At 57.1% G+C, this 13,288-nt stretch carries 13 protein-coding genes; 8 read left to right on the top strand and 5 right to left on the bottom strand.

Translation table 11 applies throughout. The annotated features are described in order from the left end of the window. Nucleotides 1-33 precede the first annotated feature (33 nt). The 7 genes from IT895_RS18050 (at nucleotide 34) to IT895_RS18020 (ending at nucleotide 8,177) form a co-directional block, all read left to right on the top strand. Complete coding sequence (locus IT895_RS18050; RefSeq protein ID WP_199284253.1) at nucleotides 34-477, top strand: tripartite tricarboxylate transporter TctB family protein; 444 nt, start codon at nucleotides 34-36, stop codon at nucleotides 475-477. Between the two features lie 18 nt (nucleotides 478-495). Beyond that, nucleotides 496-2,007 carry a tripartite tricarboxylate transporter permease gene (locus tag IT895_RS18045; RefSeq protein ID WP_085920474.1) on the top strand — a complete coding sequence of 504 codons (1,512 nt, stop codon included), beginning with the start codon at nucleotides 496-498 and terminating at the stop codon, nucleotides 2,005-2,007. 34 nt (nucleotides 2,008-2,041) lie between these two features. Next, nucleotides 2,042-3,610, top strand: a complete 1,569-nt coding sequence (gene garD, locus IT895_RS18040) for a galactarate dehydratase (protein WP_199284252.1) — start codon at nucleotides 2,042-2,044, stop codon at nucleotides 3,608-3,610. A 50-nt stretch (nucleotides 3,611-3,660) separates the two neighbouring features. After that, a complete protein-coding gene (locus IT895_RS18035; protein WP_199284251.1) occupies nucleotides 3,661-4,986 on the top strand; it encodes an enolase C-terminal domain-like protein in 1,326 nt (441 codons plus the stop codon). Nucleotides 4,987-5,058: 72 nt separating this feature from the next. Continuing rightward, nucleotides 5,059-5,799, top strand: a complete 741-nt coding sequence (locus tag IT895_RS18030) for a FadR/GntR family transcriptional regulator (RefSeq protein ID WP_233337301.1) — start codon at nucleotides 5,059-5,061, stop codon at nucleotides 5,797-5,799. A 49-nt stretch (nucleotides 5,800-5,848) separates the two neighbouring features. Continuing rightward, on the top strand, nucleotides 5,849-7,426 hold the full coding sequence (locus IT895_RS18025) for an aldehyde dehydrogenase (NADP(+)) (RefSeq protein WP_199284250.1): 1,578 nt from the start codon (nucleotides 5,849-5,851) through the stop codon (nucleotides 7,424-7,426). A 148-nt stretch (nucleotides 7,427-7,574) separates the two neighbouring features. Then, nucleotides 7,575-8,177, top strand: a complete 603-nt coding sequence (locus IT895_RS18020; RefSeq protein WP_199284249.1) for a glutathione S-transferase family protein — start codon at nucleotides 7,575-7,577, stop codon at nucleotides 8,175-8,177. Between the two features lie 16 nt (nucleotides 8,178-8,193). On the opposite strand, the gene trmB is transcribed toward IT895_RS18020, so the two are convergent. Genes trmB through thiS form a run of 3 tightly spaced genes read right to left on the bottom strand, consistent with a single transcriptional unit; the run spans nucleotide 8,194 to nucleotide 9,962 of the window. Beyond that, complete coding sequence (trmB, locus tag IT895_RS18015; RefSeq protein ID WP_199284248.1) at nucleotides 8,194-8,922, bottom strand: tRNA (guanosine(46)-N7)-methyltransferase TrmB; 729 nt, start codon at nucleotides 8,920-8,922, stop codon at nucleotides 8,194-8,196. Nucleotides 8,923-8,934: 12 nt separating this feature from the next. After that, entirely contained in the window at nucleotides 8,935-9,729 is a 795-nt protein-coding gene (locus tag IT895_RS18010; protein ID WP_199284247.1) for a thiazole synthase, read from the bottom strand. An 11-nt stretch (nucleotides 9,730-9,740) separates the two neighbouring features. Further along, nucleotides 9,741-9,962 (bottom strand): sulfur carrier protein ThiS, encoded by a 222-nt coding sequence (gene thiS / locus IT895_RS18005; protein WP_085919509.1) that lies wholly within the window; start codon nucleotides 9,960-9,962, stop codon nucleotides 9,741-9,743. 141 nt (nucleotides 9,963-10,103) lie between these two features. On the opposite strand from thiS, the gene IT895_RS18000 reads away from it, so the two are divergent. Beyond that, nucleotides 10,104-10,514 carry a DUF423 domain-containing protein gene (locus IT895_RS18000; RefSeq protein WP_199284246.1) on the top strand — a complete coding sequence of 137 codons (411 nt, stop codon included), beginning with the start codon at nucleotides 10,104-10,106 and terminating at the stop codon, nucleotides 10,512-10,514. On the opposite strand, the gene IT895_RS17995 is transcribed toward IT895_RS18000, so the two are convergent. Beyond that, a complete protein-coding gene (locus IT895_RS17995) occupies nucleotides 10,465-12,207 on the bottom strand; it encodes an HD domain-containing phosphohydrolase (protein ID WP_199284245.1) in 1,743 nt (580 codons plus the stop codon). The genes IT895_RS18000 and IT895_RS17995 overlap by 50 nt on opposite strands. Nucleotides 12,208-12,386: 179 nt before the next feature. After that, nucleotides 12,387-13,142 carry a MauE/DoxX family redox-associated membrane protein gene (locus IT895_RS17990; protein ID WP_199284244.1) on the bottom strand — a complete coding sequence of 252 codons (756 nt, stop codon included), beginning with the start codon at nucleotides 13,140-13,142 and terminating at the stop codon, nucleotides 12,387-12,389. Between the last annotated feature and the right edge of the window lie 146 nt (nucleotides 13,143-13,288).

Below are 13,288 nucleotides of genomic sequence, written 5' to 3'. Positions count from 1 at the left end.
CCAGGATAGCCTGCTGCCTATATCGGAGCTGTTATGGAATCAGGTCTGTCAAGTCTGCTTAGCATCTCGATCGATTTCGAGACGTCCCATTTGTTCTTCCCGATGATTATTCATTGGGTGTTGGCGCTGCTGTTCCTTGCCGTGTTAGTGACAAAGACAATTCCTTTTTTGGCCGCTGTAAAGCGCGGCGAGCGCACCTTGCCGATTATCGGTGAGTCCATGGATAGCTTCCGCTTCTTCGGTACTCTTGCCTTGATGGTGGCGTATTTCTATCTGATGGCGTTCGTGGGCAATATGTTTCCCTATACGGGTTACGGTTTCCTGTTCGTCTCGATGGTTTTCGTCTTGCTCATGGCATTGATGTACATGCATGAGTGGACAAAAAAGGCGGTGACCACTGCGGTGATCACCGCCATTGTTGCGCCCAGCGTGGCTTGGTTCGTCCTGGCCAAGCTTTTTAAAATCACCCTGCCGTGACCGAAGTGAGAGCCCCCCATGGAATTTTTGTCACTTCTTGATCTAACGTTTTTCCTTCTTGCTGCTTTGGGCGCCCTGGTCGGCATTATTTTTGGCGCAATACCCGGCATGACGGCGACTATGGCGGTAGCCGTGTGTCTCCCGTTGACCTACGCCCTGGGCCTTAACCACGGCTTGGCGCTGTTGCTTGGCCTGTATGTAGGGGGAATATCGGGCGGTATGGTGCCGGCGATTCTGATTAATATTCCCGGCACCCCCTCGTCTATCACCACCACCTTCGATGGCTACCCGATGGCCCAGAAAGGTGAGGGCGAGAAGGCCCTTCGGGTCAGCGTCATCGCCTCAGTGGTCGGCGGTCTTATCAGTGCGGCCGTGCTGTTCTTTTTTGCGCCGGTGCTGGCAGATTTCTCGATCAAATTCTCCTATGTGGAGAAGTTCCTGATCATTCTGCTTGCGTTGAGCGTGATTGCCTCACTCTCCAGCAACATGCTGGTGGGTATCTTCAGCGGCGTGATCGGCATCTGGCTAAGCCTGGTTGGCGTCTATAGCACCTCTGATGGCGGCAACGGCAAAACGCGGCTGATGTTTGATTTCTTGGAGCCTTACCTGTTTGAAGGCTTCTCTTTGCTGCCTGTATTGATCGGTATCTTTGGTATCTCAACAATTCTGCTTGAGGCCGAAAAAGGCGTTAAGAATGACCTGACCGGTGAAGGCGTGAAGCTCGGCAAAGGGAGCAGCGGTTTCTCAATGTCGATCTTCAAAGGTCGTTTGACCAACCTGGTTCGCTCCTCATTTATAGGTACCTTCGTCGGCATGCTGCCGGGGGTGGGCGGTAGTGCGGCATCTGTGCTGGCTTACACCCAGGAGAAGAACCTGTCGAAGGACTCCTCTGAAATGGGCAAGGGTGCGCCTCAGGGCTTGATTGCCTCGGAGTCTGCCAATAATGCCTTGACCGGCGGTGCGCTTATTCCACTGCTTTCCCTGGGGATCCCCGGTGACTCTACCACCGCTGTGCTGATTGGAGCCTTCACCCTTCAAGGCATCCAGGTGGGGCCGCTGTTCATCCCGGAGAACGTGGATACCTGGTATGTGATGATGACGGCGCTGATCTTCGCCAACATCGTGATGTTCTTCCTGATGTTCTACGCCATCAAGCATATCGCCAAGGTGGTGATGGTGCCTAAGCACCTTCTCTTCCCGATCATTGTGATGATGTGCGTGGTCGGTGCCTATGCGATCAATTACGGCATCATGTTCGATGTCTGGACCCTTTTGATCTTCGGTGTGCTGGGCTACGTCATTCAGAAGGTCGGGCTCGAAGTCGCACCTTTGATTATTGGCTTTATTTTAGGCAGCCAGGCGGAAGTCTATTTCGTCAAGAGCCTTGAGTCTGCTGGCACTTTCTCCATCTTCTTCACCAAGAGCCCAATCGCCGTTGTGCTCTGGATCTTGATCATCGCGTCGGTGATTTTTTCCATCTTAATGGGGCTCAAGCGTCGTAAGGTCAGCCGCGAGGGAGCTTCCCAGTGATAGCTATTCAACTGCATATCCCGGAGGGTCGACCATGACGCAGGACAATCAGTCACCTCGTGTGATTCGCATTCATCCCAGTGATAATGTTGCCGTCGCTGTCGCACAGGGTGGGCTGGCAGTTGGCGAGCGTCTTGATGACGGCATTGAACTCCAGACGCATGTGCCTCAGGGCCACAAAGTAGCTCTGGTGGCCCTGGCCGAGGGGGATGCCGTGATTCGCTACGGTGAGGTGATAGGAACGGCCGCCCTGGCGATCCCTTGTGGTGGCCATGTCAATGAGACCAATCTACTCATGCCTACACCGCCTGCGTTGGACGATCTGCCGCTGGCGACACGTCCGGCGCCACCAGTGGAGCCATTGGAAGGTTACACCTTTGAGGGGTTCCGTAATGCCAACGGTAGTGTCGGCACACAGAATGTTCTCGGCATTACCACCAGCGTGCAGTGTGTGGCGGGTATTGTGGATCACGTGGTGCAGCGCATAAAACGTGAGTTATTGCCCAAGTTTCCCAATGTCGATGCGGTGGTAGGGCTTAACCATAGCTATGGCTGTGGCGTGGCGATCAACGCTCCGGCCGCCGTAGTGCCCATTCGCACGCTCAAGCATCTGGCTCAGAATCCCAACTTTGGTGACGACGTCATGGTCATCGGGCTGGGGTGCGAGAAACTGCAGCCCTCTACCCTGGTGGATGATCAGCCAGTGAGGATCTACGAGAATACTGAGGCTGCTGATCCCCAGGCCAATGTGTTGAGCCTGCAGGACGAGTCGTTCGAGGGCTTTGACGATATGGTGGCAGGCATCATGGCCATGGCAGAGCGACATCTTGAGCATCTCGATAAGCGGCAGCGGGAAACTTGCCCGGTGTCCGAGCTTGTGGTCGGCATGCAATGCGGTGGTAGCGATGCCTTCTCTGGACTGACAGCTAACCCGGCCGTGGGGTTTGCAACCGACTTGATCGTCCGGGCCGGTGGTAGCGTGATGTTCTCTGAAGTCACCGAGGTGCGCGATGCGATTCACCTGTTGACGCCCCGCGCGATTGATTCTTCCGTCGGTAAAGCACTAGTCGATCAAATGGCTTGGTATGACGATTACCTGTCTCAGGGTCAAACCGATCGGAGTGCCAATACGTCGCCTGGCAACAAGAAAGGCGGATTGAGCAATATCGTTGAAAAAGCCTTGGGGTCGGTGATCAAGTCGGGTAACTCACCCATCATTGACGTTATTGGGCCTGGAGAGCGTCTGCGAAAACGCGGACTGACCTTCGCCGCCACCCCTGCCAGCGACTTTATCTGCGGTACCTTGCAGGCAGCAGCGGGCATGAACCTGCAGGTCTTTACCACCGGACGCGGGACACCCTACAACCTGCCGATGACCCCGGTGATCAAGGTCTCGAGCAACTCTACCCTGGCGCGTCGCTGGCATGATCTGATCGACCTCGATGCCGGACGCATCGCCACGGGCGAGTCATCCATCGAGGAGATGGGATGGGAGCTTTTCCAACTCATTCTCGACGTGGCCAGCGGCCGTCGGCGCGTTGCCGCCGATAAGCTCGGCCTTTACAACGACCTGGTGCTATTCAATCCCGCACCAGTGACTTAACAGCAGAAACACATCTCGACAGAGCCGATACTATAAAGAGGCAAATTTAAATGTTTCCGACGATTAAAAAAATGCGTGTTGTGCCGGTGGCTGGCTACGATGGTTTTTTGCTCAACCTGAGCGGCGGCCATGCCCCCTGGTTCATCCGCTGCGTGCTGATTCTAGAAGATGACGCTGGCAATAAAGGGGTCGGGGAAATCCCGTCCAGCGACGGTATCATCAAGGGGTTGGAGCAGTGCCGCTCCCTTGTTGAAGGCTCGCAAGTCAACAACGTCAAGCAGACGCTGAACCAGGCGCGCCAGATCCTGGCCCAAAATGGACGTGAAGAGCGTGGCCGCCAGACCTTCGATCTACGCGTTGCGGTTCACGTTATTACCGCTATTGAATCGGCATTGTTCGACCTGTTCGGTCAGGCGCTGGGTATGCCGGTGGCAGATTTGCTGGGGCAGTACGGGCGCCAGCGCGACGAAGTCGAAGCGCTTGGGTATCTCTTTCTGCTGGGTGACCCTGAAAAGACGGACCTGCCGTACCCCAAGGCCGAGAATCCCAAAGATACCTGGGACGAGGTGCGCTACAAAGAGGCGCTCACCCCAGATGCGGTCGCTAACCTGGCAAAGGCTGCCTATGATCGCTACGGCTTCAAGGACTTCAAGCTCAAGGGTGGCGTACTGCGCGGCGAGGAAGAGGCCGACTGCATCCGCGCACTCCATGAAGCTTTCCCGGAAGCCCGTTTGACCCTCGACCCCAACGGCGCCTGGAAGCTCGACGAAGCGGTACGCGTGCTCGATCCGATCAAGCACCTGCTAAGCTATGCTGAAGATCCCTGTGGTCAGGAAGAGAGTTACTCCGGTCGCGAGACCATGGCCGAATTCAAAAAGCGCACCGGTCTGCCTACAGCAACCAACATGATCGCGACCGATTTCAAGCAATTGCAGTATGCCGTGCAGCTTAATTCCGTCGATATTCCGCTGGCGGACTGCCATTTCTGGACCATGCAGGGCGCTGTGATGGTCGGCGAGCTGTGCAACGAGTGGGGCATGACCTGGGGCTCGCATAGCAACAACCACTTCGACATTTCCCTGGCGATGATGACCCACGTAGCGGCCGCTTGCCCTGGCGAGATCACCGCCATCGATACCCACTGGATCTGGCAGGATGGCCAACGTATCACCAAAGAGCCGTTCCAGATCCGTGATGGCAAGCTGACCGTGCCTAAAACCCCAGGCCTCGGCGTCGAGCTGGATGAAGAGAAGCTGAAAGAGGCACATGCGCTTTACAAGAGCCTCGACGTGACTCAGCGCAATGACGCCATGGCCATGCAGTTCTTGATTCCAGGATGGGAGTTCGATCCCAAGCGTCCTGCGCTTGTGAGGTAAGAGCAGCAACGCTCTGATATGATGTATATCATCATACTTTGGGCGAAGACGTTTATGGTCAAGGAAAGCGAAATGACATCGGTTCAAGCTCCCCTCAACGTAAGCAAAGTCGCGAAGCAGGGCAGTCTCTCCAAGCATGTTGCTACGCAGTTGGAGGCCTTGATCGTGCAGGGCACAGTGGCGGTGGGCAATAAGTTGCCCACCGAAAACAGCTTGTGCGACTCGTTCGGCGTCAGCCGAACCGTTGTGCGAGAGGCCATTACCCACCTGAAGTCCCTGGGGCTGGTAGAGACGCGCCGGGGAGTGGGCACCACAGTGCTGCGAGCCAAGGCAGAGGAGCCAAGACCCGCGCAGCATATCAACCCCACGACCGTTGCCGATATTCTGCACCTGCTCGAACTGAGGTTAACCCTGGAGCCTGCCGCGGCGGAGCTGGCGGCGCTGCGCCATGACGATGCCGACCGAGAGCTCCTGAGGGCCCAGCATAACGCCTTCATCAAGGCTCATGCCGAGAAACGGCTGGCGCGGCAAGAGGATTACCTTTTTCACTTTGCGATTGCAAAGGCGACCAAGAACCCCTTCTTTGCATCTTTCTACGAGCAGTGGAGCAAGAGTGTCATTCCCAGGGCCAAGCTGCTCAGTATCGAAATCGACCCTAAATCATCCGACCGTTACCTGGAGCGTGTTCAGGCCGAGCATGACGAGATCATCGAAGCGATTTTGTCGCGTGACGCACAAAAAGCCCGCGACATGATGTTCAAGCATCTTGATCGAGCCAAGAACATGTATGCCCAGTATCGGGACCAAACGTAGCACCATCGGGCATCCAAAGCGCCCGATAAACTAAGCTAAGGAGGAATCTATGACGATCCGTGGTGAAATGCTGATCGGTCAGCAAGCCGTTAGCGGCAGCCAGGCCGACATCCATGCGGTGAACCCGGCCACCGGCGAGACGATGGAGCCGACCTACGTGGGAGGTAGCAAGGCAGAAGTTGAAAGTGCCTGCGAACTCGCCGAAACCGCCTTCGCCAGCTACCGCGAGACCGGCCTTGAAGCACGCGCCACCTTCCTCGAAACCATTGCCTCCGAAATCGAGGGTATTGGCGATGAGCTCATCGAGCGTGCTATGGCCGAGACCGGCCTGCCTCGCCCACGCCTGGAAGGCGAGCGTGGCCGTACCTGCGGTCAGCTGCGTTTGTTCGCTTCCGTCGTACGTGCCGGTGAGTGGCTCGACGTGCGCATTGACCCGGCACTGCCAGACCGTTCGCCCATGCCGCGGACTGACCTTCGCCAGCGCCATATCGGTCTTGGCCCGGTCGCCGTTTTCGGCGCCTCCAATTTCCCGCTGGCGTTCTCTGTGGCCGGTGGTGATACCGCTTCAGCGCTTGCCGCTGGCTGCCCGGTCGTGGTCAAGGGCCACTCCGCCCACCCTGGTACGTCCGAACTGGTGGGCCGCGCCGTTCAGCGCGCCTTGGCCAAGTGCAACCTGCCTGATGGTGTCTTCTCGCTGCTGTTCGGCTCGGGTAAAGAGATCGGCCAGGCGCTGGTCAACGACCCGCGCATCCAGGCCGTTGGCTTCACCGGCTCGCGCAGTGGCGGCACGGCGCTGATGGCCACGGCCCAGGCGCGCCCGCAGCCGATCCCGGTCTACGCCGAGATGAGCAGCATCAACCCCGTGTTCCTGTTGCCGGAGGCCCTGGAAGCGCGTGGCGAGAAGATCGCCGAAGGCTTTGTCGGGTCTCTCAACATGGGGGCCGGCCAGTTCTGTACCAATCCAGGGCTTGTGATTGCTGTTAAAGGCAAGGCGCTGGACGCCTTTATCGACGCCGCTGGCGACGGCGTTAAAGCGAGTATCAGCCAGACCATGCTCTCCCCGGGCATTCATCAGGCCTATGAGCAGGGTGTTAACGCCCTCTCCTCGCATGCCAAGGTACGCGAAGTGGCGCGTGGTCAGGTTGGTGAAGGCGCTAACCAGTGCTGCGCGGGCTTGTTCGTTGCCTCTGCTGCCGACTTCCTGACCGATGAGACCCTGCAGGCCGAGGTATTTGGTGCCAGCTCGCTGGTTGTTGAGTGCACCGATCAGGCTGAAATGATGCGCGTGGCTGCCGAACTTGAGGGTCAGTTGACCATCACCCTGCAAATGGATGATGGCGATGTGGACGCGGCCAAAGCACTGCTGCCGACCCTGGAGCGCAAGGCGGGCCGTATCCTGGCCAACGGCTGGCCGACCGGTGTCGAGGTGTGCCACGCCATGGTTCACGGTGGCCCTTACCCGGCAACATCGGATAGCCGTACGACCTCGGTGGGCAGCGCGGCGATCCATCGCTTCCTGCGCCCTGTTTGCTACCAGGCACTGCCGGAAGCGCTGCTTCCGGATGCCCTGCAAGATGCCAATCCAGAGGGTGTGAGCCGCTTGGTGGATGGTAAACGCGAAGCCTGAGTCAGAAGGTTGTCAACCGTAAACAGACGGTTATATAAGTACTTAACTAAGCGGCCTACGGGCCGCTTTTTTTTGACCTATCGACCTATTGCGTTGCGCGCGTTAGCCACGCAAGCTGCGGTAAACGTGCCCATCCAAGGAGACTCCCATGCAACTCTACCTGAACGCGACCTCCCCCTATGCCCGCGTGGCGCGGGTTTGCCTGTATGAAAAGCAGTTGATCGAGCGCACTGAACTTTGTTGGTGTGACCCCTGGGCGGCGGATAGCGAACTTTTACAGATTACCCCGCTCAGTCGCATTCCGACGCTGGTCACCGACGACGGCGAGGTACTGACCGAGTCGCTTTTGATAGCGCTCCACTTGGATGCTCAAGGCGAAGGGGAGTCGCTTTTGCCACACAAGACATATGCGGAAACCCTGGCGCTGGCCGGGCTTGGCCATGGCTTGACGGACGCGGCGTTCAATGTGGTGATTGGCCGCAAGCATAATGGCCATGAGGTCGATACAACGGTATTGGGCAGCCGTCGCTTGAAAGCCATCGAGCGCACGCTGGCAACGCTTGATGCGCACCCCAGCGTGCTGGCGGGCAATGCGGAGCGTACGCTGGGGTCGATTACCGTTGCCGTGGCACTTTGCTATCTCAGCTTTCGCTTACCGGCCTTTGATTGGCCTAACCGTTTTCCGACGCTTCAGGCCTGGCATGCCAAGGTGGTGGAGTGCGAGAGCTTTGCGATGACGGCGTTTGAGTAGCGGCTAAGACAAGCAGCTAGTCTTCTCGTCGGTAAATCAAATCCCATACACCATGACCGAGCTTTTCGCCGCGGGCTTCAAACTTGGTCAGCGGGCGGAAGGCGGGTCGGGGCACGTAGGGAGCAGTATCAGCAACTGCCGTATTGGCGTAGCTGGGTGCGTCTTCCATCACGTCTGCCATCCATTCGGCATAGGCTTCCCAGTCGGTGGCTAGATGAAAGGTGCCACCGGGCTTAAGACGGGTGCGAATCAGCTCAACAAACGCAGGCTGAACAATGCGCCGTTTGTGGTGCTTCTTTTTTGGCCAAGGGTCAGGGAAGAACAGCTGAACAGTGGTCAGTGAGCCTTCCGGTAGACACTGTTCCAATACTGCCAAGGCGTCTTCGCGGTAAACGCGCAGGTTGGTGAGGCCGCGTTTATCCGCTTCATCGAGCAGTTTGCCCACGCCGGGGGCGTGCACTTCAATGCCGATAAAATCGGTTTCCGGATGGGTTTCGGCCTGCTCAATCAATGAGTTGCCCATGCCAAACCCGATCTCGACGACGCGAGGCGCCTGGCGGCCAAACAGGGCATCTAGATCTTGGCGGCCGTCGGCGATTGTTAGCCCCAGGCGTGGCCAAACGTCCTCTAATCCACGCGTTTGTGCTGGGGTCATACGCCCGGCACGAATCACATAGCTTTTGATGCCCCGTCGGTGCAGTGGGGCGTCGGCGTTTTCGGGGGCGGTGTCTTTCGTATCGGTCATGGTGTCTCTGTATCAGCCGTTAATCCGGCCAGCAAAAGGCGAAGAGGGGTCGGCGGTCTGGCGGCGCGGCATGCGGCCTGACAAGAAAGCGTCTCGGCCTGCCTGCACGGCAAGCTTCATGGCGTTGGCCATGCGCAGCGGGTCGCGGGCATGGGCAATCGCGCTGTTCAGCAGTACGCCGTCGCAGCCCAGCTCCATGGCCATGGCGGCATCGGAAGCAGTGCCAATGCCTGCATCCACCAGCACCGGCACTTGGCTTTGTTCAATGATCAGGCGCACATTGTGCGGATTTTGAATGCCGTGGCCAGAGCCGATCAGCGAGCCCAGCGGCATGATGGCGCAGCAGCCCATGGCTTCCAGCTCGCGTGCCACAATGGGGTCGTCGCTGGTGTAGACCATGACGTCGAAACCGTCGGCGAGCAGCGTTTCGGCGGCCTTGAGCGTTTCGACCACATTCGGGTAGAGGGTGGTCTCGTCACCCAGCACTTCCAGCTTGACCAGATTATGGCCATCTAGCAGTTCGCGGGCCAGCCGGCAGGTGCGCACAGCGTCTTTGGCGGTGTAGCAGCCTGCGGTATTGGGCAGCAGGGTGTAGCGCTTGGGCGAAATCACATCCAGCAGGTTGGGGGCCTCGGCATCCTGGCCCAGGTTGGTGCGGCGCACCGCAAAGGTGACAATCTCGGCGCCGCTTTGCTCGATGGCAGCGCCGGTTTCGGTAAAGTCTTTGTATTTGCCGGTGCCGACCAGCAGGCGTGAGCTGAAGTCGCGTCCGGCAACGGTAAACGGTGTGTCAGTGAGTGGCGTCATCATGGATTCCTTTAGCCGCCGCCAATAGCGTGGACGACCTCAATATGGTCGCCATCGGCCAGGCGGGTGTCGGCAAGCTGGCTTTTGGGCACGATTTCTTCGTTGATCTCAACGGCAATACGGCGGCCACTGAGCCCTAATTCTTCCACAAGGTCTGCCGCCGTCGCACCCGCGGCGAGGGAGCGTGGATCACCGTTGAGGGTAAGTTTTATCGACTCATTAGAGGTAGACATAAACTGGGCGCGTCCCATTGTGTGCAACAAAACGTGTGAGTGTAGACACCCTCCATTGTAGCGGTTTCGCGCCGCGCAAGGTATGTGGCAGCGTTAAACTGCACAATGAAAACCGATCAATCGGTAGATAAGGAGAGCAAGGTGCAGCGAACAGATAAAGTGTGGTGGCTTGGGGTAGCGTTTTCAGGCGCGTTGATGGTGTTGTTGGGGGCCTATGCGGCCCATGGCCTCGAGACACGTGCCAGCGCCGAACTTATCAGTGCTGTGGAGACCGGGGTACGCTACCAGGCTTGGCATACGCTGGCCATGCTGGCAGTACTGGTATGGCGCAGCAGCTGCCCAGTAGCGGGGCAGCACTGGGTGCTGGCGCTTTGGAGTCTGGGTATTGCCGGTTTTTCAGGCTCGCTTTATCTGATGGCACTGGCGGGGCTTAGTCTGGGTATTGTGACCCCCATCGGCGGGCTGCTGCTGGTGGCAGGCTGGCTGGTGCTGGGTGGGGTGGCTATAGGGGCTGATTTTTCAGCACGCCCACCCCATAATCCAGGGGGTTGACGATGCCTTCTAGCTTGCCGATCTGCGATAAGTCACCATGGGTGATGACGCTGCTGATGTTGGTGTCAGGAAAGCGCAGGTTCTTGACCACGTGAACCTGGCTTGGCATGCCCTTGCCGTTGATGTCCATGACCCAGGCAAGGAAGCCACCCGAGAACTTGGCCAAGCTACCAATCGGGTACAGGCCATAGGTTTGGATATATTCCACCAGAACGGTTTTGTCGTAGGCGGCGTCTGTTTCATGAATCCTACGGTAGGCATCAATGGGCGCTCGTGGTGGGACACCGTTACGCGTATGAAGCAGTTTGTTAATCGCCTTGATGACGGATACGAGCCTAACCGTTTCCGATAGCTGTTCACCTCGCTTGCCCGCCGGGTAGCCGGAACCGTCCAGGCGCTCGTTGGCATTCTCGATCACATCGCGGCAGATGGGGCTGGGGGTCCAGTTCAGCTCATGCAGCTTATCAAGTAGCTGCTGGACATGGCCGCTGAGAATATCCTTCTGTGCCGGGGTCATGTTCACCTTGAGCGACGGCAACTGCTCGCTGATCAGCAGTGGCTTGCCCATGGTGTGCAGCAAAGCACCCAGTGCAGCCCCTCGCACCTGGGGGGCATGCGGGTCGCGAATCACCAGCATATCGATGAGTTGACCGGTCACCTGCACGGCGTGTCTAACCCAGTCTGGCTCATTGCGCAAAAACGCCAGGGCATAAAGGAAGGTCTTGCGATCCTGTTCGACAAGATAACGCAGGGTATCGACGCAATCGTAGAAGATTTCAGCCGGAAACATCTGGCGGGTGTTCATGTACATCAGGCCCACTTGCAGCTGATGAGAGACGTCCATTACACCGCGCTCCATGGGCGACTGGTGAGCGTGCTTATGCCGTTCTTGAGCTTCGCGTTGCTGGATCTTCTTCTCCTTCGTACCTGGAATAAACAAGGGGGAGTGATAGACCATTTTGTCGTTCGTACCGGTACGGTAGGCGACCTCTCGTTCTGACTCATTCACGTAGTGGAACAGGGATTCCGTCTGGGACGTCGATAGATGGGTGAACTGAATACCGATCACTGCATAGCCGTGGTGGCCGAAGGGGCGTATATGGCGGATATTGCCTTCGCTAAAAAAGCTATCGCCGTTGGGAAACGAAAGCGTTACCCCGGGTATTGCTTGATCAACGCCCATGGCGATACTGTCTGCCAGATCAATGTCGACCATGCAGCCCCCGATAGACAGGTTACGTAGCCTGCCTGGCACATTGAGTTCATGCGAATAGACCTCAATGCCAACACGGGTTTGCATGCCCAGAATAAAGGGGATTCGAACGGCGCCCCGGTTTTCTTTAACGAAAACTGTTTCCGGTAGCTGGCACTCCAGGCAATACAGCGTACTGTCTGTTTTGAGCAGCTTGACGGCAACATTACTGAGGCTATAGGTCTCGCGCTCAGTGGCATGGGGCCCTTTCAGCGCTTCCAGGTCAAAGCTTAGGCTGTCGCTGGTTAGGTAGCGCTCAATATCTGATCCAGCGTATTCCACCTCCAGTACCATGCGCCCATTACCCAGGTTCAACTCAATAACCTCTGCCTTCAAGACATAGGGCATGTCACTGGAATATATAGATAGCTCATGGGCATGCTGAAGCAGTGAGCGAATCACGCTTGCCGAGGGATTTTCGTGCAGGGTAGGAGCCACCATGTGAAATGCCTCAGTTATTAATTATTATTCGCCTATTTTCACGATATAGGTCTTTTTCTTTATATAACTAAGACTATATAGACTTTGATTAGCGGGGCAATCACCCCAACGGTAAATTTTTGTCCCTCATCGCGGCTGTAGGCACTTGGGGGTGGCCCCTTTTAGGCTTGAAACCGACCCTACCCCGCTAGCATACGCAGCGGCATCCACAGCCCCATGGCGATCATCACCAGGTTTTCGGTGAGCGAAACAAAGCCCAGTGGTACATTGCTGTTGCCGCCTACGCAGGCACATTTCAGCTCGCGCTTGTCGATATAGACCGCCTTGAACACCGATACTGCCCCGACGGTGCCGACAAACAGCGCGAGCGGCGCGGCCAGCCAGATAAGTGCGCCCGCCAGCATCAGAAGACCCGCCAGCGTTTCGGCGTAGGGGTAAAAATAGCTGTAGGGGACATAGCGCTGGGCCAGCAGGTCGTAATTCAAGAACATGCTGCTGAAACTTTCGACATCCTGAAGCTTTTGCAGGCCCAGCAATACCATGGCGGTGGCAACTGCGTATTCCGGCATGCGCGCCGTGATTAACGAACCCTGGGCGGCCCAGCTAATAGCCAAGCCAATCAGCATTGCTGTGGCGAAAATCGCCAGCACCGGCCGGTAAGTCGTACCTTTGGCGTTGGGAACGCTCATCCCCAAATGCTCACGCAGCTCTTCGTAGCCGCCGATACGTTGATCACCGATGTATGCCTGAGGCGTGGTGTCTACTTTCTCTTGGGCTTTAAAGGCGTCAATCTCATCGCGGGATGTCAGCGTATGGTCGTCAACCTCAAAGCCTTTGCGTTTGAGTAAATCAACCGTCTTCAAGCCGAACGGACACATGTGCTCGGCGGTTTTCATCCGGTAAACCCGCGCGATTGGGTGTGTTGATGATGGCATGGCAACCTCCTTATTTTTGCCTGAACAGGGCGATAGGCATAGCGCCTAAAAACCATAGCTCTTGTAAACCATAGCTCTTGTAAACCCTGACTCTTATAAACATAGCCCTTGGTGTTGCCTTCAGGTCAAGCCTTTGAGGCATACTT

This window comes from Halomonas sp. A40-4 (genome assembly GCF_015767635.1).
GTDB lineage: Bacteria > Pseudomonadota > Gammaproteobacteria > Pseudomonadales > Halomonadaceae > Vreelandella > Vreelandella janggokensis.
This window is presented reverse-complemented; position numbering and strand designations above follow the sequence as displayed.

Bases quoted from the DNA above. Each gene is read 5' to 3' on its own strand.
- IT895_RS18050 (WP_199284253.1), top strand. From the start codon at position 34: ATGGAATCAGGTCTGTCAAGTCTGCTTAGCATCTCGATCGATTTCGAG.
- IT895_RS18045 (WP_085920474.1), top strand. From the start codon at position 496: ATGGAATTTTTGTCACTTCTTGATCTAACGTTTTTCCTTCTTGCTGCT.
- garD (WP_199284252.1), top strand. From the start codon at position 2,042: ATGACGCAGGACAATCAGTCACCTCGTGTGATTCGCATTCATCCCAGT.
- IT895_RS18035 (WP_199284251.1), top strand. From the start codon at position 3,661: ATGTTTCCGACGATTAAAAAAATGCGTGTTGTGCCGGTGGCTGGCTAC.
- IT895_RS18030 (WP_233337301.1), top strand. From the start codon at position 5,059: ATGACATCGGTTCAAGCTCCCCTCAACGTAAGCAAAGTCGCGAAGCAG.
- IT895_RS18025 (WP_199284250.1), top strand. From the start codon at position 5,849: ATGACGATCCGTGGTGAAATGCTGATCGGTCAGCAAGCCGTTAGCGGC.
- IT895_RS18020 (WP_199284249.1), top strand. From the start codon at position 7,575: ATGCAACTCTACCTGAACGCGACCTCCCCCTATGCCCGCGTGGCGCGG.
- trmB (WP_199284248.1), bottom strand. From the start codon at position 8,922: ATGACCGATACGAAAGACACCGCCCCCGAAAACGCCGACGCCCCACTG.
- IT895_RS18010 (WP_199284247.1), bottom strand. From the start codon at position 9,729: ATGACGCCACTCACTGACACACCGTTTACCGTTGCCGGACGCGACTTC.
- thiS (WP_085919509.1), bottom strand. From the start codon at position 9,962: ATGTCTACCTCTAATGAGTCGATAAAACTTACCCTCAACGGTGATCCA.
- IT895_RS17995 (WP_199284245.1), bottom strand. From the start codon at position 12,207: ATGGTGGCTCCTACCCTGCACGAAAATCCCTCGGCAAGCGTGATTCGC.
- IT895_RS17990 (WP_199284244.1), bottom strand. From the start codon at position 13,142: ATGCCATCATCAACACACCCAATCGCGCGGGTTTACCGGATGAAAACC.